We start from the raw sequence: 21,082 nt of genomic DNA on the forward strand, positions 1-21,082 counted from the left end.
CCGGGGCAATACCCCGCGCGGCGGAGATTTCCTTGCATGTCTTGTTTGTTCTGATGCCATTTTAAACATTCAATTGGGTTCAGACCCTAGGTCGGAGATAGCGCTTTGGCAGAGCAGGCAAAGCTGTTAGGTTCGGCGCACCGTTCGGTGATGGGAAATCGGTGAAATGCCGATGCTGCCCCCGCAACTGTATCGGGTTGGGCGATCCGGGCGCATTTGCGCCAGCCACCGGGAAACCGGGAAGGCGGATGGCTTTCATGCCCGCAGCCAGGAAACCAGCCGAAGGTGTCACTATGCTTGTTTATCTTGCGTAGTGGCGACGCAACCCGGCCTCGGTGGGAGGCCATGGCGAGGAAAACGCGATGACCCATACAGAACCGCATGCCGGGATACATTTGATCCTTGGCGGTGCCCGATCGGGCAAAAGCCGGTTTGCCGAAAACCTCATTACACAGGCCGGACAAGCCGGAGGCGGAACCTATATCGCCACTGGACGGGCCTGGGACGCGGAAATGACCAACCGCATCGACCTTCACAAACAAACACGCGGCGATCTGTGGCATACGATCGAGGAACCACTGGATCTTTGTGCCGCCCTTCGCGCCTGCACTCAGCCCGACGCACAGCCGGTTCTGGTTGATTGTCTGACCTTATGGGTGACCAACCTGATGCTTGAAAACCGCAATATTGCGGCCGAATTTGATCGCCTGTGCGATCTTGTTCCGACCCTCGACATCCCGGTTCTTTTTGTGTCAAACGAGGTCGGTTTCGGGATTGTGCCGGAAAATGCCATGGCGCGGGCCTTTCGCGATCATGCTGGACGGCTGCATCAACGTATGGCGGCACTTGCAGATAAGGTAACGCTGGTGGTTGCTGGCATTCCGATGCAGGTCAAATAACCCCACAAAAAATTGAAATTTAAGGAATTTGAGAATGGCTCAATTGGGTAAAATCCCGGCAACTGTGATTACCGGTTTTCTCGGTGCAGGCAAAACCACCATGATCCGCAACATGCTGGAAAACGCCAATGGCAAACGGATTGCACTGATCATCAATGAATTTGGCGATCTTGGTGTTGATCGCGGCATCATCAATGGCTGTGGCATTGAAGGCTGTGCCGAAGATGACGTGGTCGAGCTTGCTAATGGCTGTATTTGTTGCACGGTGGCCGATGATTTCCTGCCGACCATTCAGGGCTTGATTGACCGCGAAACGCCACCTGATCACATCGTGATTGAAACATCTGGTCTGGCCCTACCAAAACCGTTGGTAAAGGCGTTTAGCTGGCCAGAAATCAGATCGCGTGTGACGGTGGATGGTGTGGTCGCGGTTTTGGATGGTGCGGCGCTGCGTGACGGGCTGTTTGCCCATGATCATCATGCGGTTCAGGCCCAGCGCGAAGCCGACGACAGCCTTGATCATGAAAGCCCGCTTGAAGAACTGTTTGAAGAACAGCTTCACTGTGCGGATATGGTTGTGCTTAACAAAACCGATCTTCTGAGTGACGTCGAACGGACCAAGGTTGAAGCCGACATTCGTGCCCAACTGAAACGCCCGTCAGTCAAAATTATCGCTACCGATCATTCGCGCATTGAAAATGCCATTCTGCTGGGGCTGGGTGCCGCGGCCGAGGATGATCTTGATAGCCGTCCGTCCCATCATGATGATGGCCATGAACACGATCATGACGATTTCGATAGCTTCGTTGTGTCGCTTGGTGCGGTCACCGATCCGGCGGTTCTGGAAAAGCGTCTGATTGAAGTTGTACGTCAGTTTGATGTGCTGCGTATCAAGGGGTTCCTTGATGTGCCTGGCAAACCGATGCGTCATGTGGTTCAAGGCGTTGGCGAACGGTTCCAGCGGTATTTTGACCGTCCTTGGACGGACGGGGAAAACCGCCGGTCTGAACTGGTCGTGATTGGCCTGCATGGCTTGGACCGGGCCGCAATTGAAACCGCGATCAAGGCGGCGTAAGATCATTTGTTCTTGTTTTGTTTCACGTGAAACACTGTTTTGTCCTAACGGTGCAAGGCCGTGTTTCACGTCTGCATGACGCCGTGAAACCCGCATCCCCCGGCCTTGGCTTTGCTCGTCGGGGGGATGCGTGCGGATTGTGGATACAGATGGTCGTGATCCTCGGTTTGGTCTTCGGCCCGATCCTAGGTGCGGCGCTCGGGTCCGGGACTTCGGCCCGGTCTGAGTAGATCCTGACACGAAAGAAAGAGACGGAAACCCCAATGCATTTGCTGGCAGCACAGCCCGGAATGGTGACAGACGGCAGCGAAGCCGTCGATCTTGGACAGGAGCCCGGCGATGTCGTGATCCTGTCGGCGGCAGAATCTGAACTGGCGTGTTTTGCCGGGGCGCAGGGGCGTCTGACAGCAGAATTTGGCGACGATGTTCCGTCCTTGCGTCTGGCCAGTCTTTTGCAGCTCGGTCACAATATGTCGGTCGATTTGTATGTCGAAGATGTGCTGTGTGAGGCCAAGTTTATCATCGTGCGCATTCTGGGCGGACGGGGATATTGGGCGTATGGCTTCGAGCAACTGGTCGCTTTTGCCCGGTCAAATGACGTGCCGCTTTTGCTGTTGCCCGGCGATGATCAACCCGATGCGGAGCTACTGTCGCTTTCAACCGTTAAGGGGGCCGACTATCAGCATATCTGGCGCTACTTGATCGAAGGTGGGCCGCAAAATTCCGAGAATTTACTTCGCCTTATATATGAAAAGTTGAATTCATCTGTTAACTGGCAGTGGAAACCCGCCGCCCCACTGGTTAAGGCCGGTGGATATTGGCCGGGAAATGCGCATGTCGATTTGGCTGAAATCCGCAAACAATGGGTTGAAAATCAACCAGTTACGCCGATTATTTTCTATCGGTCATTGGTGCAGGCGGCCAATCTTGATGTCATTGATGCTCTGGTTGAAGAACTTCAGGACAATCATCTGAATCCATTGCCGATTTTCGTTTCCAGCCTCAAGGACCCGGCGGCGGGTGCGCTTGTCAGTGACTGGCTGGAGCAAACAGCGGCAGATTTGGTCCTGAATACCACAGGATTTTCGATTTCTGTTCCGGGTTCGGAACGAAAGAATGGGCCGTTTGATGCGGTCGATGCACCGGTGTTTCAACTCGTCCTTTCTGGTGGCAGCGAAGAAAGCTGGCGCGACGGCGTCAATGGCCTTGCCGCACGCGACATCGCGATGAATGTCGCCCTGCCCGAAGTGGATGGCCGTATTTTATCGCGCGCGGTGTCGTTCAAGGGGTCGGCTGGCAAGGATCCGCTGACCCAGATTGATTTGGTGAAATACATCCCGGTGCGCGACCGCGTGGCATTTGTCGCCCAACTTGCCGCCAATTGGGTCAGGTTGCGTCAACTTGATGCCCCATCGCGCAAGGTCGCGATGGTGATGGCGAACTATCCCAACAAGGATGCTCGCCTAGGCAACGGGGTTGGGCTTGATACGCCTGCAGGGATGATTGAAACCCTGCGTGCCATGCAGGCAGATGGCTACGCGCTTGAAAATATTCCGACGGATGGCGATGCCTTGATCAACGCGGTCAAGGCCGGGCCAACCAATGATTTCAAAACGCTGGCGGACCGTGAAATCCGGGTGACGCTCTCGCGGGCGGCTTATCAAACGGCATTTGACGGGTTACCGGCCTCCATTCAGGCACACGTGCTGGATGCGTGGGGCGATCCGACAAAAGACCCGTTTTATATCGCCGAACAGGATAGCTTTGCGCTGTCGATCCTGCCGATGGGCAATGTCGTCGTCGGGCTGCAGCCCGCGCGTGGATACAACATTGATCCGCTGGAAAGTTATCACTCGCCCGATCTGGTGCCGCCGCATAACTACTTCGCGTTTTATATCTGGTTGCGCCATGAATTTGGTGTTGATGCGATCATTCATTTTGGCAAGCACGGCAATATGGAATGGTTGCCGGGCAAGTCACTTGCTTTGTCCGAGGAATGCTTCCCCGAGGCGGTCTTTGGTCCGACCCCGCATTTCTACCCGTTCATCGTCAATGATCCGGGCGAAGGCACGCAGGCCAAACGCCGTGCACAGGCCGTGATCCTTGATCATCTTACCCCGCCGTTAACCCGGGCCGAAAGTTATGGTCCACTCAAGGATCTTGAGGCACTTGTTGATGAGTATTTTGAGGCCGCAGCCGTTGACCCGCGCCGGTTGGTGCTCCTGAAACGCGATATTCTTGAACTGGCCATTCAGATCGGGTTGGACCGAGATTGCGGGATTGAGGCGGGCGAAGACGAACAAAGTGCGCTGGCCAAACTTGATAACTATCTGTGTGAGCTTAAAGAACTTCAAATTCGGGATGGCTTGCATATTTTTGGCAAGGCCCCGGAAGGCGATCTTTTGAACGATCTTTTGGTGGCATTGGCGCGGTTGCCGCGTGGATCGGACAGCGGACCGAAGGCATCGCTTCACCGTGCGATTGCCAAGGATATTTTGGGCGATGCCGGGTTTGACCCACTTGATTGTGCCTTCGCCGAATTCTGGCCGGGCATAAAACCCGACATTCTGGCCCATTATGATGAGGTGGGGCCGTGGCGAACCACCGGCGATACGGTGGAGCGGATTGAGCTTCTGGCGCGTGATCTGGTCAATGGGACTGTTGCGCCCGATCCGCTGTGGTCGGCGGTGTGTGACGTTGTAACCGATATCGAAACAAATATTCGACCCGCTGTTGTCAGCTGTGGCGATGCTGAGGTGTCGGGGCTTTTGCGCGGGCTTGCGGGCAAATTTGTCGAACCCGGCCCATCGGGGGCACCGACCCGTGGGCGGCCAGATGTTTTACCGACCGGGCGAAATTTCTATTCGGTCGATACCCGCACCGTGCCAACACCGGCTGCGTGGCAGTTGGGGTGGAAATCGGCCGAACTTTTGCTGGAACGTCATGTGCAGGATAACGGCGAATGGCCCGCCGCCCTTGGGCTTTCGGTCTGGGGGACGAGCAATATGCGTACGGGCGGTGACGACATTGCACAGGCCCTGGCCCTGATGGGGGTGCGCCCGACATGGGATAGTGCGTCGCGCCGTGTGACCGGGTTTGAAATCATGCCAGCATCGGTTTTGGGACGTCCACGTGTCGATGTGACGTTGCGGATTTCAGGGTTTTTCCGTGATGCGTTTCCCGGTTTGATTGACCTGTTTGACAGTGCGGTGCGTGCGGTGGCGGCCCGGACCGATGAACCCGCCGAAAGCAATCCGATTGCCACGCGGGTCGCGCAGGAAAGGCAAAAGCTGCGCGATCAGGGGCTTGATGATGCACAGGCCGAACGACAGGCGGCATTTCGGGTGTTTGGGTCCAAACCGGGGGCCTATGGCGCTGGTTTGCAGGCAATGATTGACGAAAAACTTTGGGAAGACGAAGACGATCTTGCCGATGCCTATCTGGCGTGGGGCAGTTATGCCTATGGCAATGGGGCTGAGGGCGAGGCGGCGCGCGGGCTGTTTGAAACCCGGTTGTCGAAGGTTGATGCGATTGTCCATAATCAGGATAACCGCGAACATGATCTTCTGGATTCGGATGATTATTATCAGTTCGAAGGCGGAATGACATCAGCCGTGCGCAGCCTGTCGGGCAAGCAGCCGGTGGTGTATCACAGTGACCATTCCCGCCCCGAAAGCCCGAAAATCCGCACATTGGAAGAAGAAATCGCCCGTGTGGTGCGGGCCCGCGTGGTCAATCCGAAATGGATCAACGGGGTGATGCGTCACGGCTACAAGGGCGCGTTCGAGATTGCCGCAACGGTTGATTATCTGTTTGCTTTTGCGGCGACGGCCCGCTGTGTGGCTGATCATCATTTTGATCTGGTGTATGATGCATATCTTGGTGATGAGACGGTGCGGGACTTTATTGATCAGCACAATCCAGATGCCTTGCGCGATATCCGCGATCGCCTGCGCGAGGCGATTGAGCGCGGTCTGTGGCAGCCACGGCGCAACAGTGTTTCAGTCGATCTGGGTGACCGCGTTTAAGAGGCACCACCACACATCAGGCTCACAACAATTTTACCACGGGAACATTATCGGCAGTTGAAACGTTTCGTTTACGCACCATATCTCTATTAACCAACTATTAATAAGTTGTGAGGGACGGGGCACCCCATTCGGATCGCCTGCGCGGGAACGCAGACCGATCAAAGAGTTCGGAGGCCGCGATGGAAAAGACGACCAGCGTTCGACCTGATATCAGGCTGCCTGACTATGCGCAGACCCCCTTGCCCGGACATGCCGGGCATACGGACATCATCGATTTCCTGATTGCCGATTGCGATATTCCACATTGGTTGCGTGCCGATCTGCACGGGCAAGGACGTTATCGTCCTGCACGGGGTGCGATCCCGGCTGTTTTGAATGTGCGCGAACGGTTTAATGGCCAGCATCTTCCGGTGAGCTTCGAGGAACTTCACCAGGGACTGAGCGAACTTTCCCGGCATTTGCCGGGCCCGGACCAAACCAAAGTGGAAATCGACGCCAAGGTGAAAATTTACTGGCGCTACCTGCAAGGGGTTGAGCGCCAGGTCTGGCGGGCTGCGGTTTCAACAGCCCACCTTAATATGGATCATTTCCCGGTTGTGCGTGAATTCAAAGCCCTGATCGAGCAGGTTGTGGCAAGCCGCAACTGGCTTGAACGCCGACTTGAAGTGGTTGAGCAAAGTTTCCAGCGTCCGACCGGACCGGCCAACGATGCAGTGCGCAAGGCCTTGATGCGTCTGCGCCGGATGTCGCCCGGTGATCGGTTGCAAATGTTTAACAAGGCCCGGATGCGCCGCCCGGAATTACGTAACATTGATATGCGGGAACCCGATAAATGGGCTGATCTGGTGACCCGTGATCTTGGTCTGTCACAGTCTTAATAAGGCAATCGGTTCGCCTTAACAGCACCCGAAGGATTTCTTCTGGGTGGGGGAAGTACCCCGATATGGGGTAGAAAAGCGCGGTCTTATGGATCGCGCTTTTCTTTTGCGTGGCATTGTATTTACGCGGTTGTGCAATCGCCAGAGGGAGGGCAAAATTGTGCTAACATAGCCAAGGCACCCTTATGCATACTGCTAAATTCCTGTTTTTATGTACGATTATGACGTTTTGCGCTGGTGCCAGCAGCGGCTTAAGTGTGCGCGCCATGGCGCAAACATCTGTGGCACCAGACTGGCCAAAAGTCCCGACGGGACCGTTTCATTGGCAATTACAGGGCGATATTGAGCTGGCGGGTGATATCAGGGTTGTTGGCAGTGACTTGTTTGAAACGTCTGCTGATCAGGTGCGCCAGTGGCGCGATGCCGGGGTTTTTCCGATTTGTTATATCAATGTTGGGGCGGTCGAAGACTGGCGCGATGATCGGGATCGTTTTCCATCCGATGTGATCGGCAATGCTTATTGGGGCTGGCCGGGGGAGAACTGGCTTGATGTCAGCCGGTTCGAACGGTTTGCCGATGTCATGCGCGACCGGTTTGATCTTTGCCGCGAGAAGGGGTTTCTGGCGGTTGAGCCTGATAACATCGATGCTTACGAGGCCGATGACAGCAGCAAGGAAACCGGGTTTGACCTGACGCGGGCAGATCAACTTCGCTACATCACTTGGCTGATTGATCAGGCCCATGCGCGCGGCCTTGCCATCGGGCAGAAAAATGCGTCTGAGCTTGTGCCAGAACTAGTTGAAAAGATGGATTTTGCCTTGCTGGAATCAGCGTATCGGCTTGGCTTTATGGGGGAATTCACACCCTATCACGGCTTGGGAAAGCCGGTGTTTGCAGTTGAGTATCTTGAAGAAATTGAAAACGGCACCGATCCGCAAAGCCTATGCCCAGCGGCGCGAAAACTGGGGTTTCAGGGCGTCATCGCCCATCTTGATCTCGACCGCGCCCCGGAAAACTGCCCTTGATCCCGAGGCCGCTTCGCCGCATTGTTCGCCAGCAAATGTTCAAAGCGATACGGCCCGAAAAGACAAAGGCATAAAACCATGACCGATAAGACCCAGCCAGACGTGGACGTTAATGCGCGCCATGACGAAAAGATGAAGAAAATCAAGGCTGCGCGCGACAAGATGATGGCCCAGAAGATCGATAAAAAGGGCCTTATCATTGTCCACACCGGCAAGGGCAAGGGAAAGTCATCCTCGGCCTTTGGCATGGCGATGCGCTGTGTCGGGCATGACATGAAAGTTGGCGTGGTTCAGTTTATCAAGGGCGGCTGGGAAACCGGCGAAGCCAAACTGCTGAAAAAATTCCCTGAGCTTTGTGAATTTCATGCCATGGGTGCGGGTTTTACCTGGGAAACACAGAACCGGGCACAGGACATTTCGCTTGCGCGGGATGCATGGAACAAGGCGCTGGAAATGATGCGTGATCCCAGCTTCTCGATGGTGATCCTTGATGAGATCAACATCGTGCTGCGCTATGATTTCTTACCGCTTGAGGATGTTTTGGGGGCTTTGGCCGAAAAGCTTCCCGATCAGCATGTGGTTCTGACCGGGCGCAATGCGCCAGACACCCTGATTGAGGCTGCCGATCTGGTCACCGAAATGACCATGATCAAGCACCCGTTCCGCGAACAGGGCATCAAGGCGCAGATTGGCGTTGAGTTCTGATTGCGATCCCATCAAGGGGACGGCGCGGTTTGCCGGGTGATGATGGCTATATGTAAGCCTGTTTGCATGAAAGTTTTGAAACCGGAATGACTGTGCGCTCTGTCCCTGCCCTGATGTTACAAGGTACCGGCTCGGACGTCGGGAAATCCTTGCTGGTGGCGGGGCTTTGCCGGGCCTATGCCCGGCGTGGATTGCACGTGCGTCCGTTCAAGCCGCAAAACATGTCCAACAATGCCGCCGTGACCGATGATGGCGGCGAAATTGGCCGGGCACAGGCGCTTCAGGCCCGCGCCGCCGGGGTGGCAACCACGGTGCATATGAACCCGGTGTTGCTCAAACCCCAATCAGATATCGGCGCGCAGGTCGTAGTTCAGGGCAAGGTTCTGACCACGGCCAAGGCGCGTGATTATTACCGCCTAAAACGTGACTTGTTGCCCAAGGTTCTTGAAAGTTTCGAGATCATGGCAGCCGATGCCGATCTGGTGCTGGTTGAGGGGGCTGGATCACCGGCCGAGGTAAATTTACGCGCATCGGACATCGCCAACATGGGCTTTGCCGAGGCGGCGGAAATTCCGGTTATTCTGGTCGGCGACATTGACCGGGGCGGCGTGATTGCATCGATTGTCGGGACATATGCGCTTTTGTCCGCGGATGATCGCCGGTGGCTTAAGGGCTATGTGATTAACAAGTTTCGCGGTGATGTGTCCCTGTTTGAACCGGCAACCGACATCATTGCCAAGCACGGAAATCTCAAAAGTTACGGTATCGCAACATATTGGCCGGGGGCATATAAGCTTCCGGCTGAAGATGGTGTTGCGTTGGAAAATGCAGGCAAATATCACCGTGATAGCAGTGGTGATGCACGCATGCGCATTGCCGTTCCGCATTTGCCCCGTATTGCCAATTTTGATGACCTTGACCCGCTGGCGGCTGAGGATGGGGTTGAATTGCTGCTGATCAAGCCGGGCCAAGTGATCCCCGGTGATTGTGATCTGGTGGTTCTACCGGGCAGCAAATCGACATTGGCTGATTTGAGATTCTTGAAAGATCAGGGCTGGGATGTGGATATTGCCGCCCATTATCGTCGCGGTGGGCATGTGATCGGGATTTGTGGCGGCTATCAGATGCTGGGCCGGATGGTGCATGACCCGGACGGGGTTGAGGGGCAGCCGGGCAGTGAAGCCGGTTTGGGCCTGCTTGACATTGAAACGGTGATGGCCGGGGATAAAACCCTTCGCAAGACTGAGGCGGTGACGGTCGGCGATGATCAGGGCATAGCGCCAAATATCGCCCTTTGGGGCTATGAAATTCATATGGGGCAGACCAATGGCCCGGATCGGTCGCGCAGCTGGCTGCGGTTTGGGGGCCCATCGGACGGGGTTCTGGATGGGGCCATCAGTGCCGATGGTCGGGTGATGGGCTGTTATTTGCACGGGCTGTTTGGCAGTGATGCGTTTCGCCAAGCCTATCTTGCTCATATTGGCGGAAATGGTGTTTCAAGCGGGATGAATTTTGAAGCATCGATTGATGCCAGCCTTGATGAATTGGCCGATCATCTGGAGGCCTGCCTTGATCTTGACGGGATGCTGGAACTGGCCAAAAGCCGGGGCAGATAGGCTTCTTTGCACGGCCAAGGTGCCAATGTGGATAAAAAGCATCAAAATCACCGTTCGAATGGTGAGAAGCTCTTTACTTAATCTGTGCCGCGTGGTTTGACAGATTTGAAATTCCGGTACTGAAACGAATGTCGCGGACGGCTTTAAAAAAGAAGCCGCGCCAACAGTCCGGTCTTTGTAAAAAGTTCATCCTTGGTCGGGTATCTTCACGTTTATGCGTCAGTTACATCACTTTTGGCTATCGCCGTTTTCGCGCAAAGTGCGCCTGGTTTTGGCCGAGAAAAAGCTGGATTTCGAATTGAAGGCCGAGCCGGTCTGGGAGCGGCGCGACGAATTTCTGTTGCTTAATCCCGCAGGCGAAGTGCCGGTTCTTCAGGATGAGGACGGGTTGGTTCTGTGTGACTCGGTCGTCATCTGTGAATACCTTGATGAAGTTTATTCAGACGATCTGAAATTGTTTGGCTCAGACGCCAAGGAACGTGCCGAAATCCGCCGCCTTGTCGCGTGGTTTGATGGCAAATTTAACCGCGAAGTCACCGACCATTTGCTCGGTGAGAAGTTGCTAAAACGCTTCTTTGCGACCGGCACGCCCGATACCAAGGTGCTGCGTGCCGGGCGGACCAATGCGGCGTATCATCTTGATTATGTCGGCTGGCTGTTTGAACGACGCAACTGGCTTGCGGGCGATCATTTGACGATGGCCGATCTTGCCGCCGCCGCGCAGATTTCAGTGATTGATTATATGGGCGACATCAACTGGTCAAAACATCCGCGTGCCAAAGATTGGTATATGCGGATTAAATCCCGACCGTCGATGCGCGATATTCTGGCCGATCGGCAGGCAAGTTTCCCGGCATCCCCGCATTATGCCGAGCTGGATTTTGAATGACGGGTTCATCCAATCACGATGAATTCTACCCTGTCGGTGGCCTAAATACCGCCAGTTACGATCTTCGCGCTGATCTTGATCGTAAAATTTTCGAAGACCCCATTCCGTTTTATACCAACATTGCATCGCAGGTTGTCGGGCCGGGTGGGGGTAAGGTTCTGGAGCTTGGCTGTGGAACCGGGCGGATTGCGGCGGCCATTGCCAAACTGGGCATTTCCGTCGAAGGACTTGATCTGTCCGAGGCGATGCTGGCACAGGCGCGTGCTAACTATCCTGAGCTGACATGGCACCATGCGAATATGTGTGACTTTGATCTTGGTCGATCATTTGGGTTGATCATCATCCCGTTTCGCGGCTTGCAGGAAGTCACCGATGCCCATGATCAGCGCCGTGCGCTTGAACGTGCTTTTGCGCACCTCAAACCCGGTGGGGTGATCGCGTTTGATCTGATCGATCCTGATTTACGTTATTGCCTGCCCGAAGGTGACGCGGAGGTGGTTGAGCTTCCGATTTTTCCCATGCCCGATGGCATCGGAAAGGCCGGAAGTCGTTTGCGGATTACCGCGATGGAACGCACCAATGATCCGCTAACCCAGCGGTTCGATGAACATTGGCGGTTTGAGGAAATCGGTGTCGACGGGGAAGTTATTCGGCGTGAAGATGCGTGGCATCATCTGCGCTGGATCCATCGCAGCGAAATGCGGTTGATGCTGGAACTTTGCGGTTTCGTTTCGATATCGGAATTTTCTGATTTCAAAGGCAATCCGCCGCGCTATGCCACCAATCAGGTCTGGATGGCAAAACGGCCGGACTGATTGGCCCGGCCGCATTAATTCATGTGCGTGTTATGCGATTAGTTGCCGGCGAACTTTGCGGCCTGCGCATGGGTTTCTTTGCGCTCATCGGCGGTCAAGGGTACCAGACCGTTGTCTGCTAGAAGACCTTCGTCGCCAATCACCGCGTCAGACACATAGGTCGAGACAAAATCACCAAGCGATTGAACAAGCTGCTGATGATCGTCCTTGATGTAGAGATACAGCGGACGTGACCCGGAATAGCTGCCATCAAGGATGGTGTCATAATCAGGTTCGATACCGTCAATCGGGATGCCCCGCAGCCTGTCGCGGTTGCGATCAAGATTGTTAAAGCCCATCACGCCATAGGATGTCGGGTCTTTTTCCAGCTTGCTGATGACAAGGCGGTCATTCTCACCGGCTTGAATATAGGCACCGTCTTCGCGCAGGGTCCGGCACAGAAGACGGAAGCTGTCGGGGTCGGATGCCTCAAGGCTGGCGATATCGGAAAAGGTTGCACAGCCCTTATCAAGCAACAGCTGGCCCATCAGGTCACGGGTGCCAGAGGTGGGTGGCGGGCCGTAAACGCGGATTTTCAGATCCGGTAAGGATGGGTCGATGTCCGACCATTTTTCGTTTGGGTTCGGGACACTTGCCCCCTTAACCGGAATGGTCCGGGCAAGGGCTAAGAAAAGCTGACGGGCGCTTAGCGCCATGGCCGGTGCATCGTGCGACCCCAAAAGAACAATGCCGTCATAGCCGATTTTAATCTCGCTGATGTTGTTGATGGAATTGGCCGCACAAATCGCGGTTTCCGATCCGGTAATCTGGCGCGATGAATCGACGATGTCGGGATATTGTTCGCCGATGCCGCCACAAAACAGTTTGAACCCGCCACCAGAACCGGTGCTTTCGACGACAGGTGCCGGGGCATTGGTGGTTTTGGCAAAATATTCGGCGACCTTGGTGGTCAGCGGAAAGATGGTCGAGGATCCGACAATCCTGATCTGGTCACGTGCCTGTGCCAAAGACGTGGCAGAAACAAGTGCCATGGACGCGGCAATGGCAGTTAAGGCAAGCGTGCGACGCATTTGGGCCCCCAAAGGTATCCGGTGTTATCCGGTTATGGTCGACGGTCTGTCACGCCGACCACATATAAAGCAAACAGGTCGCAGCGAACCTATTCTGATTCGGTGCGAACATCCATCTTCTCTATATTCGCTTTTGCCGCATCAGCGACAGGGGTTCCGTTTGAATTTTCTATGACATTTAACCAATCGCGGCGCGCCAGATCGTTTTCGCCCTGAATGCGATGCAGGTTTCCACGTTCAAAAAGGGCCTGAACATTGCCGGGTTCCTGGGCAAGGACATTTTCGATATCGGTCATCGCCAGATCATAGCTTTTAAGCATTCGCCATGCCGTCGCACGGTAAATCAGCGCATCTGTCTGATCGGGTTCAAGATCAAGCGCCTTGTTGAGATCGTCAATCGATTCCCAATATTCCCCGGCCATGCCAAGCACCATTGCCCGGTCGATCCAAAGTTGCGGATCGTTTTTAACAATCTCAAGGGCGCGGGTTTGATCGCGCCAGGCAAATTCAAGATTGTTGGCCAACATCCATGCCTGTCCGGCTTGCGCAAGCATACCGGCCACAACGCCTCTGTCGGCAGTGCTGTCCTGGGCAAGCGCATCAAGCCTGGTTGCGGCTTCTTCGAATTTGCCAAGCGACATCAGCGATACGGCCACGCAATGACGGGCGGGTTCGCCGCCGCCCATGTCGCGCCATGCAATCGCACTTTCAAAACCGTCTTCAGGTTTGAGCTGGGCCAGTTTCAGGCAGTCTTTATATTGCTGGGCTTCTTCATTGGTCATGCCGCCATTGCTTTCGGTCTGGGCAATGGCGTCAGGCGCAAAGACAATTGCGATCATACCCGCAATCAAAAGCGGAGATGCCTGTCTTAAAAATGTGCGAGCCGGGCGTCGTACCATGGTGAAAGAAGCTCCCTGTCTGGCGAAATCGGCAGCATGCAGCATAGGGGAAAATGCCCCTAAGCGACCATGCCTGAATGTATGACGGCCCAAAAAACAGCATGAAAACGGCAAGATAATGATTGTCTTATTCATTGCGATTTTCCGGCCTGCGGCAAAAGGTGCCGGAAAGGTTTTGTCTGGACCGTGCGGGACCGTTACTGTGCGGACCATCCATTGGGTTCAGACCCGCATATGAATGCCAACGCGCAGAGGCCCTTATGACCAATAAGCTGTTTTGTTTCGGGATGGGATTTTCCGCCCGCCTTGTCGCAGATGCCCTGCATGAGGATGGATGGAAGATTGCCGGAACGACGCGGAGCCCCGATAAAGCAGCACAGCTTCGATCACACGGGATTGAACCGTTTATCTTTGCCGATGATCAGCCGATTGAAGATATCCGTGCGGCCCTAAAAGGGGTGACCCATGTTCTTGTCTCTGCGCCGCCCGGCGGGATGGGAGATCCGGTCATTCATCATCATGGTAGCGATCTGGCGATCCTGCCTCACGGCACATGGGTTGGCTATCTGTCGACCACCGGAGTGTATGGCGATCGCAATGGCGGCGAAGTCACCGAAGACGATGAATTATTGCCAAGTGGCAAGCGCGGGCGCAGGCGGGTTGCGGCGGAAAAGGCATGGTTTGATCTTGGCCGTCGTCATGGCTTGTGCGTGCAAAGTTTCCGTCTTGCCGGGATTTATGGCCCGGGACGCAACGCACTTGAAACCGTGAAATCGGGGCGGGCGCGCCGGATTGTCAAACCCGGTCAGGTGTTTTCGCGCATTCATGTCCATGACATTGCCCAGACCGTCCTGGCATCGATCAAGCAGCCCAATTGCGGAGCGGCCTATAATGTGTGCGATGATGACGCGGCCCCGCCGCAGGACGTGATTGCGCATGCCTGTGGATTGTTGGGCGTTGATCCCCCGGCTGAACAAGATTTTGCCAGCGCAACGCTGAGCCCGATGGCGGCAAGCTTTTATGAAGATAACAAACGCGTCGTAAATACCCGGATCAAGCAGGAGTTGGGGGTGAAGCTGCGCTACCCCGACTATCAGGCCGGTCTTTTGGCGCTTTATGATCAATTAATGGCAAAAAACACCGCCAACGGTGATGCTGATTAACAAAAGCGCATTGTTGACGCGGGTTTCGCGTCGTATATAACCCAAGAGCCTGCGGACACTCATATTGTCACATGTGTGGGCAATATGAGTGTCCGCAGGACACCATTTTGATCAGACCGGCCGCCGCACCCGGTCTTGAAGGCACCTAACGCCGGTGTGTCTTTCTTGGAAATTCGCCGCGGACAATGACACCGGCAAGGAGAGAGCAAGCATGGATCGTCGTATCGTAACCGTTTTTGGCGGGACCGGATTTGTCGGACGTCATATCGTCAAGCGTCTGCTTGAGCGTGAGTTTATCGTTCGTGTTCCGACGCGCAGCTTTGAACGTGTGAAAAAACTCAAACCGATGGGCTATCTGGGTCAGGTGGTTCCGGTCTATTGCGATGTGCGCAATGAAGACTCGATCAAAGAGGCAATCGACGGTTCCGAAGCTGTGATCAACCTTCTGGGTGTTTTGTATGAACGTGGGAAAAACAATTTCCTGAATGTTCACGTCAAAGCCGCCAAACGCATTGCCGAAGAATCCAAGGCATGTGGTGTTAAAACGCTTTTGCATATGTCGGCTTTGGGGGTGGATAAAAACACCAGTGCCAATTACGCGACATCCAAACTGGCCGGAGAAAAGGCAGTGCGCGATGCCTTTGCCGATGCGGTGATTTTCCGCCCGTCGGTGATCTTTGGCCACGACGACAATTTCCTGAACAAATTTGCGGGGCTTGCGCGGTTCTCTCCGGTGTTGCCGGTGATTGGGGCGCCGGGCCTGCCGAAAGTTGATCTGGGCGAAGGCAAGATCGACATGCTTGGCGATGGGGGGCCGAAATTCCAACCGGTTTATGTCGGTGACGTTGCCGATGCCTTCATGACCGCACTGGTCGAAGGCAAGTCAGCAGGCAAAACCTATGAACTGGGTGGACCGGAAGTCTATTCATTCATGGGGCTTTTGCGCGACATGCTGCACATCACCCGTCAGCGCGCCATTCTGATGCCGGTCCCGTTCTGGTTGGCATCAATCAAGGCGTTCTTCCTGCAGTTGTTGCCAGTACCGCCATTGACACTTGATCAGGTGCGGTTGCTTAAAACCGACAATGTCGTGTCCGAAGGATCAGATGGTTTTGCCGAACTTGGCATTACGCCCAACAGCGTTGAGGCCATTGCGCCGACCTATTTAAAACGTTTCTACCCGCCGCGTAAATCGGGCGAGTTCCGTCGTTTCGTTTAACCGCGGGCATCGAACTTTCCATCCATTGGATGGCGCAAGCCGGTCGGAACGTTGTTCCGGCCGGTTTTTGTTTGGGAGAACGGGATAACCGGCTTTTGGCTTACCGGTCGCCAAGACCAAGTGCACGTCCGCGCGCATTTTCAAGATGCTGGCGCAGACTGGTGGCGGCCTGTTCCGGGTCGCGGGTTTCAAAGGCGGCAATGATCGCCAGATGGTCGGTCATCACATCTTGCAAAAGGTTTTCGGTCAGACGGAATCTTTCCTGTCGGATCAGGCGGATCTTGACGGAATTGACCTTGTAAATCTTTGAAATGATTTCGTTATCAAGCGCATCGATTATCTGGTCATGCAGGGACCAATCGACATTTTGGGCATGTTCAAGAAGCTCGGTGGTAATGCCGTTTTCCGCTGCTCTCAGGACGTCTTCGTGTTCTTTACGCAAGGTCGCCAGCGTTTCGTCACTGGCCTGTGCGGTGAACATCCGTGCGGCTTCAAGCTCAAGAAAAATGCGCAGCTGAAACGCGTTGCGGACAAGATCAAGATCGATATGGGCGACCTGCATCCCGCGTTGGGGCACGGTGGTGATCAGACCATCGGTCTCAAGCCGGGGGATCAGTTCGCGAATGGCGCCAAGCGGCATGCCGGTAATCTCGACCAACTCACGCTGGGAGATAAACTGGCCCGGTCGAATGTTGCGGGCCAACAGATGTTCAGTGAAGCTGTCATAGGCTTCGCTGCGTCTGCTTTGTCTTAGTGGCTGCCGTTTGGCGTCATTCATCAATCGTTCCCGGATTCGAACAGGCGATTATAGGTGTTTGTTATCGACTCATACTGCCCCTGATCGAGTTCGACAAGCGGCGCGCGTACGCGTCGCCATGCGGGCGTATCTGTGACATGCGCAACAAGGGCCTTGATCACCGGAGTCACCGGATATTCCAGCAGCGCATTGACAAGCGGGGTCAGGTTTTTATCAGGTTCCTTGCCATCGAGAAGCGGGATAAGAAGGCCCGGTGCAATATTGGCAACACCACAGATGGCACCCGATGCGCCGCGTTTGATCGCGGCCCCAAGCATGCGCTCATCGCCAATCAGGATATGACGATCAGAAAACCGGTCGAGCAGGGTCATCGCATTGTCCCAGTCACCAGATGAGTCCTTAACCCCGGCAATCATCGATGGATGGGCTTTGATAATGGCACCCACCATGTCCGGGGTGATCGGGGCGGCTGTCATTTGTGGGATATGATACAGAATGACGTTCAATCCAGTGTCGCTGATTGCGGTCAAAAACTGATCAAACCAGGCGACCAGCCCTGCGTTACTGACCCCTTTGAAATAATAGGGTGGGGCAACCAGTATGTATTTGCAGCCCAGCGACGATACCTGACGTGCGGCCTCAATGGCATCGGGCAAGGCCGATTGCAGAATGCCAAAAACGATCTTGGCCGGATCAATTGATGCGGCGGTCAGTGCCTTGTACGCCGGAATTGTTTCACTCAATGACAGTGACGGACCTTCGCCGGTGGTGCCGCCAAGCGTTACCGATGCGCATCCCTGATCAAGAACAGATTTCGCATGCGCGCACAGCAGTGCGGTATCGACCGCCCCGGTTTGGGTGAACGGGGTGGTGATGGCGGCGGAGATGCCGAATTTTTCGGTTCTGGGGGCGGTCATGGAGCGTTCCTGTCTGGCGCCAAAGGAGACGGCGTTTTGGCTGTTGTGATGTAATCAGTTGTCTAACACTAACATGTTAGTTATACAATAGGTATCGTGTTAGTGCAGATGTTGTTGATTCTCGTCTGCCAACCGATCAAGAATAAGAACGATAACGTAGAAAATCAGATATTTACCCGTCAGGGAGGAAACAAATGACCAAGTTACTGACAGGGCGCAGCCTTGTGAAAATTGCCTCAGCCGCGTTGTGCACGCTGGCTCTTAGTGCGACATCATCCTTTGCCGCCGACCCGGTGAAGGTGCGTATTTCGACCCCGGCGGTTGAGTCGGACTGGCACGCCAAGATGCTGACCGTGTTTAAGGATGAGCTGGAAAAAACCGCACCGGGCGAGTTCGATGTTGAAATCCATTTGAATGCCAGCCTGTTCAAACAGGGGACCGAGCCCGCCGCCATGCAGCGTGGCAACCTTGATATGGCGATGATTTCCGCACAGGACATCGCCAAACAGATCCCCGCATGGTCGGTCTTTACCGCGGGTTACCTGATCCGCGATCCGGACCATCAGAAAAAGGTGTTCAACAGCGAAGTCGGCCAGAAGTTCTATAAAATGGTTGCCGATGACATGAACATCGAAATTCTTGATGTCGGTTATCTCGGCACCCGTGAGCTTAATCTTGCTTCGGACAAGAAAATCACCACGCCTGATGACCTTGATGGCGTGAAATTGCGCATGCCCGGTTCTGATGCGTGGCTGTTCCTTGGCAATGCACTGGGCGCAGATGCGACCCCGCTTGCCTTTGGCGAAGTTTATACCGGCCTTCAGACCGGGACCATTGATGGTCAGGACAATCCGCTGCCGACGGTTAAGGCGGTGAAGTTCTATGAAGTCACCAAACAGATTGTTCTGACTGACCATTTGGTCGATGCGATTTTCCTGTCGATGGCCAAGGACACCTATGACGATTTGAGTGCAGAACAGCAGGAAAAGGTTCAGGACGCCGCGGCTGTTGCCACCGCCTATAACAATGAAAAGCGGATTGCCGACGAAAAATCGCTGGTCGACTTCTTTAAGGGTGAAGGCCTGAAGGTGTATGCACCCGACGTTCCGGCATTCCGTAAAAAAGTGCAGGACGCCTATCTTGAGAGCGAATTCGCCCAAGACTGGCCGGACGGCATTGTTGATCAGATCAACGCGGTAAAGTGATCGACACGTGCCCGATCTGAGCAAACATTTTAGAAAAGGTGCCGAACTTGTCGCGGTGACATTGTTCATCGCGATGTTCGGGACCTTTCTTTTGCAGATTTTTGCGCGGTATGTCCTGAACAACCCGCTGGGCTGGACCGTAGAGGTGTGCATTATCCTCTATATCTGGCTGGTGTTCTGGACGTCTGCCTTCTTGTTGCGTGAACATGACCATGTGTCGTTTAACATGCTGTTTTTGATGGCGCCGACCCGTGGTCGGCGGGTGATGGCGATCCTTGGTCTGGGATGTATCACGGTTGCCTTCATTGCCGGGTTCCCGGTGATTGTCGATTACGTGATGTTCATGCGGATTGAAAAAGCCCCGGTGACGCGCATTTCCCTTGATTATGTTTATGCGATTTTCCCGGTCTTTATGGCGGCACTCATCATTCGCGGTGTGATGTCGCTGTGGCGTTTGATGCGGGCTGACAGTTGTGATCGCGAACTTGCCGCCATTGCCGGTGACGTGCCTGATATCAAGGAGCCAACGGCATGAGCATGGCCTTTCTCATCAGCCTTGGTGCCTTTCTTTTGCTTGGCGCAATTGGCATGCCCATCGCAATCGCGGCCTTTGCCGGATCGATTGCCTATATGTTTATGTCGGGGCAGGACGTTGGTCTTGTCGCCGAACAGGCGTTGAACGGCCTGTTTAACAGTTACGTTCTTCTTGCCGTGCCACTGTTTATTCTGGCGGCCAATTTCATGAATGCCGGGACGATCAGTGATCGTTTACTGACATTCTGCATTGCGATTGTCGGGCGGTTTCGTGGTGGGCTTGCGCATGTCAATGTCTTGGCCAGTGTGATCTTTTCGGGCATGTCCGGGTCGGCGATTGCCGATGCGGCGGGCATTGGGCGTGTCATTATTGAGTTGATGACACGTGATAACCGTTATCCTGGCGGCTATGCTGCGGCATTGACGGCTGCCTCAAGTGTCATTGGTCCGATTATCCCGCCGTCGATCCCGATGATCCTTTATGCGCTGATATCGGGAACTTCAATCGGGTATCTCTTTTTGGCCGGAATTGTGCCGGGGCTGTTCATGGCGCTGGTTCTGATGGTGCTGAATGTGATTGTCGCGCGCAAACGTGATTTCAAACGCGATGAAGTCGTGCCTTTGCGCAAAATACCGCGACTGACAATGCGGGCCTTTCCGGCACTGATGTTGCCGGTCATTTTGCTGTATGGGATTTATGGTGGTGTCACCACCCCGACCGAGGCGGCGGCGATTGCGGCCATCTATGCGCTTGTTCTGGCGGGATTGTTTTACCGTTCGGTCAGCTGGAAAGATTTCTATGCATTGGTGCTGGACGGGGCAAAATCGACATCCGTTGTCGGGCTGATCATTGCGTCGGCACTGGTGCTAAATTACCTGGTGGCGAGCGAAAATATCCCCGCCCTTGTTGCCGACAGCCTGTCTGCGACGCAGATGTCGCCACTGATGTTCCTGTTGATGATCAATCTGATCATTCTGGTGTTGGGGTGCTTGTTTGATGCCACGACATTGCTGTTGATTGTTGTGCCGCTATTTTTGCCAACGGCAAGCATGCTGGGCATTGATCTGGTGCATTTCGGGGTGGTGATCACCATCAACATTATGATCGGATTGATCACGCCGCCGTATGGCATCTTGCTGTTCGTTTTGAACGGGGTGACGGGCATTCCGCTGCGCGACATTATCCGCGAAATCTGGCCGTTCGTCTTTGCGTTGCTGTGTGCGCTGATCGTGCTTGTTCTCATACCCGACATGGTGCTGTGGCTGCCGCGCATGTTTGGCTATGTCGGGTAAGGATTACTGTCAAAGATGGCCTGATAAACCAAAACCCCGCCGGAAAACTCGGCGGGGTTTTGGTTTTTACAGGCTGTGGCCAAAGTCAAAAG

General features: G+C 54.6%; 18 protein-coding genes and 1 riboswitch. Of the genes, 14 read left to right on the forward strand and 4 right to left on the reverse strand.

Annotated elements, in window-relative coordinates:
- Positions 1 to 116: 116 nt before the first annotated feature.
- Positions 117 to 299, forward strand: a riboswitch (cobalamin riboswitch).
- A gap of 63 nt (positions 300 to 362) precedes the next feature.
- From cobU to AMM48_RS21040, 9 genes are all read left to right on the forward strand, one after another.
- Positions 363 to 899: a bifunctional adenosylcobinamide kinase/adenosylcobinamide-phosphate guanylyltransferase gene (gene cobU / locus AMM48_RS21000; protein WP_102785667.1), complete on the forward strand. Its 537-nt coding sequence runs from the start codon at positions 363 to 365 to the stop codon at positions 897 to 899.
- A gap of 34 nt (positions 900 to 933) precedes the next feature.
- The gene (gene cobW / locus AMM48_RS21005; protein ID WP_102785668.1) at positions 934 to 1,974 is read left to right on the forward strand and encodes a cobalamin biosynthesis protein CobW; all 1,041 of its coding nucleotides are present in this window, start codon (positions 934 to 936) and stop codon (positions 1,972 to 1,974) included.
- 263 nt (positions 1,975 to 2,237) lie between these two features.
- Positions 2,238 to 6,002, forward strand: coding sequence for a cobaltochelatase subunit CobN (gene cobN, locus AMM48_RS21010; protein WP_102785669.1), 3,765 nt, complete (start codon positions 2,238 to 2,240; stop codon positions 6,000 to 6,002).
- Between the two features lie 182 nt (positions 6,003 to 6,184).
- Complete coding sequence (locus tag AMM48_RS21015) at positions 6,185 to 6,883, forward strand: hypothetical protein (RefSeq protein ID WP_102785670.1); 699 nt, start codon at positions 6,185 to 6,187, stop codon at positions 6,881 to 6,883.
- A 185-nt stretch (positions 6,884 to 7,068) separates the two neighbouring features.
- Complete coding sequence (locus tag AMM48_RS21020; RefSeq protein ID WP_102785671.1) at positions 7,069 to 7,908, forward strand: endo alpha-1,4 polygalactosaminidase; 840 nt, start codon at positions 7,069 to 7,071, stop codon at positions 7,906 to 7,908.
- A gap of 78 nt (positions 7,909 to 7,986) precedes the next feature.
- Positions 7,987 to 8,613, forward strand: a complete 627-nt coding sequence (gene cobO, locus AMM48_RS21025) for a cob(I)yrinic acid a,c-diamide adenosyltransferase (protein ID WP_102785672.1) — start codon at positions 7,987 to 7,989, stop codon at positions 8,611 to 8,613.
- A gap of 86 nt (positions 8,614 to 8,699) precedes the next feature.
- Complete coding sequence (locus AMM48_RS21030) at positions 8,700 to 10,229, forward strand: cobyric acid synthase (RefSeq protein ID WP_102785703.1); 1,530 nt, start codon at positions 8,700 to 8,702, stop codon at positions 10,227 to 10,229.
- Between the two features lie 214 nt (positions 10,230 to 10,443).
- The gene (locus AMM48_RS21035) at positions 10,444 to 11,118 is read left to right on the forward strand and encodes a glutathione S-transferase family protein (protein ID WP_101301248.1); all 675 of its coding nucleotides are present in this window, start codon (positions 10,444 to 10,446) and stop codon (positions 11,116 to 11,118) included.
- Positions 11,115 to 11,933 (forward strand): class I SAM-dependent methyltransferase, encoded by an 819-nt coding sequence (locus tag AMM48_RS21040; protein WP_102785673.1) that lies wholly within the window; start codon positions 11,115 to 11,117, stop codon positions 11,931 to 11,933. Before AMM48_RS21035 ends, AMM48_RS21040 begins: the two co-directional genes overlap by 4 nt.
- Positions 11,934 to 11,971: 38 nt before the next feature.
- Here the strand turns inward: AMM48_RS21040 and AMM48_RS21045 are convergent, their stop codons facing one another.
- A complete protein-coding gene (locus AMM48_RS21045; RefSeq protein WP_102785674.1) occupies positions 11,972 to 13,003 on the reverse strand; it encodes a substrate-binding domain-containing protein in 1,032 nt (343 codons plus the stop codon).
- A gap of 89 nt (positions 13,004 to 13,092) precedes the next feature.
- The gene (locus AMM48_RS21050) at positions 13,093 to 13,902 is read right to left on the reverse strand and encodes a tetratricopeptide repeat protein (protein ID WP_022733799.1); all 810 of its coding nucleotides are present in this window, start codon (positions 13,900 to 13,902) and stop codon (positions 13,093 to 13,095) included.
- A gap of 260 nt (positions 13,903 to 14,162) precedes the next feature.
- Between AMM48_RS21050 and AMM48_RS21055 the strand changes: the two genes are divergently transcribed.
- Both AMM48_RS21055 and AMM48_RS21060 read left to right on the forward strand, forming a co-directional pair.
- Entirely contained in the window at positions 14,163 to 15,065 is a 903-nt protein-coding gene (locus tag AMM48_RS21055) for an SDR family oxidoreductase (protein ID WP_102785675.1), read from the forward strand.
- 211 nt (positions 15,066 to 15,276) lie between these two features.
- The gene (locus tag AMM48_RS21060; protein WP_102785676.1) at positions 15,277 to 16,284 is read left to right on the forward strand and encodes a complex I NDUFA9 subunit family protein; all 1,008 of its coding nucleotides are present in this window, start codon (positions 15,277 to 15,279) and stop codon (positions 16,282 to 16,284) included.
- Between the two features lie 100 nt (positions 16,285 to 16,384).
- On the opposite strand, the gene AMM48_RS21065 is transcribed toward AMM48_RS21060, so the two are convergent.
- Both AMM48_RS21065 and AMM48_RS21070 read right to left on the reverse strand, forming a co-directional pair.
- A complete protein-coding gene (locus AMM48_RS21065) occupies positions 16,385 to 17,062 on the reverse strand; it encodes a GntR family transcriptional regulator (protein ID WP_102785677.1) in 678 nt (225 codons plus the stop codon).
- Entirely contained in the window at positions 17,062 to 17,958 is an 897-nt protein-coding gene (locus tag AMM48_RS21070) for a dihydrodipicolinate synthase family protein (RefSeq protein WP_102785678.1), read from the reverse strand. The genes AMM48_RS21065 and AMM48_RS21070 overlap by 1 nt, the downstream gene beginning before the upstream one ends.
- Positions 17,959 to 18,152: 194 nt before the next feature.
- On the opposite strand from AMM48_RS21070, the gene AMM48_RS21075 reads away from it, so the two are divergent.
- Genes AMM48_RS21075 through AMM48_RS21085 form a run of 3 tightly spaced genes read left to right on the forward strand, consistent with a single transcriptional unit; the run spans position 18,153 to position 20,990 of the window.
- On the forward strand, positions 18,153 to 19,163 hold the full coding sequence (locus AMM48_RS21075) for a sialic acid TRAP transporter substrate-binding protein SiaP (RefSeq protein ID WP_102785679.1): 1,011 nt from the start codon (positions 18,153 to 18,155) through the stop codon (positions 19,161 to 19,163).
- A gap of 7 nt (positions 19,164 to 19,170) precedes the next feature.
- Positions 19,171 to 19,698 carry a TRAP transporter small permease gene (locus AMM48_RS21080; protein ID WP_101301236.1) on the forward strand — a complete coding sequence of 176 codons (528 nt, stop codon included), beginning with the start codon at positions 19,171 to 19,173 and terminating at the stop codon, positions 19,696 to 19,698.
- On the forward strand, positions 19,695 to 20,990 hold the full coding sequence (locus AMM48_RS21085; protein WP_022733807.1) for a TRAP transporter large permease: 1,296 nt from the start codon (positions 19,695 to 19,697) through the stop codon (positions 20,988 to 20,990). Before AMM48_RS21080 ends, AMM48_RS21085 begins: the two co-directional genes overlap by 4 nt.
- The last annotated feature ends 92 nt before the right edge of the window (positions 20,991 to 21,082 follow it).

It is taken from the genome of Thalassospira sp. GB04J01, assembly GCF_000751115.1.
GTDB classification, from domain to species: domain Bacteria; phylum Pseudomonadota; class Alphaproteobacteria; order Rhodospirillales; family Thalassospiraceae; genus Thalassospira; species Thalassospira lucentensis.

Bases quoted from the DNA above. Each gene is read 5' to 3' on its own strand.
- AMM48_RS21060 (WP_102785676.1), top strand. From the start codon at position 15,277: ATGGATCGTCGTATCGTAACCGTTTTTGGCGGGACCGGATTTGTCGGA.
- AMM48_RS21035 (WP_101301248.1), top strand. From the start codon at position 10,444: ATGCGTCAGTTACATCACTTTTGGCTATCGCCGTTTTCGCGCAAAGTG.
- AMM48_RS21055 (WP_102785675.1), top strand. From the start codon at position 14,163: ATGACCAATAAGCTGTTTTGTTTCGGGATGGGATTTTCCGCCCGCCTT.
- AMM48_RS21045 (WP_102785674.1), bottom strand. From the start codon at position 13,003: ATGCGTCGCACGCTTGCCTTAACTGCCATTGCCGCGTCCATGGCACTT.
- AMM48_RS21015 (WP_102785670.1), top strand. From the start codon at position 6,185: ATGGAAAAGACGACCAGCGTTCGACCTGATATCAGGCTGCCTGACTAT.
- AMM48_RS21065 (WP_102785677.1), bottom strand. From the start codon at position 17,062: ATGAATGACGCCAAACGGCAGCCACTAAGACAAAGCAGACGCAGCGAA.
- AMM48_RS21075 (WP_102785679.1), top strand. From the start codon at position 18,153: ATGACCAAGTTACTGACAGGGCGCAGCCTTGTGAAAATTGCCTCAGCC.
- AMM48_RS21020 (WP_102785671.1), top strand. From the start codon at position 7,069: ATGCATACTGCTAAATTCCTGTTTTTATGTACGATTATGACGTTTTGC.
- cobU (WP_102785667.1), top strand. From the start codon at position 363: ATGACCCATACAGAACCGCATGCCGGGATACATTTGATCCTTGGCGGT.
- AMM48_RS21040 (WP_102785673.1), top strand. From the start codon at position 11,115: ATGACGGGTTCATCCAATCACGATGAATTCTACCCTGTCGGTGGCCTA.
- cobN (WP_102785669.1), top strand. From the start codon at position 2,238: ATGCATTTGCTGGCAGCACAGCCCGGAATGGTGACAGACGGCAGCGAA.
- AMM48_RS21050 (WP_022733799.1), bottom strand. From the start codon at position 13,902: ATGGTACGACGCCCGGCTCGCACATTTTTAAGACAGGCATCTCCGCTT.
- AMM48_RS21085 (WP_022733807.1), top strand. From the start codon at position 19,695: ATGAGCATGGCCTTTCTCATCAGCCTTGGTGCCTTTCTTTTGCTTGGC.
- AMM48_RS21070 (WP_102785678.1), bottom strand. From the start codon at position 17,958: ATGACCGCCCCCAGAACCGAAAAATTCGGCATCTCCGCCGCCATCACC.
- cobO (WP_102785672.1), top strand. From the start codon at position 7,987: ATGACCGATAAGACCCAGCCAGACGTGGACGTTAATGCGCGCCATGAC.
- cobW (WP_102785668.1), top strand. From the start codon at position 934: ATGGCTCAATTGGGTAAAATCCCGGCAACTGTGATTACCGGTTTTCTC.
- AMM48_RS21030 (WP_102785703.1), top strand. From the start codon at position 8,700: ATGACTGTGCGCTCTGTCCCTGCCCTGATGTTACAAGGTACCGGCTCG.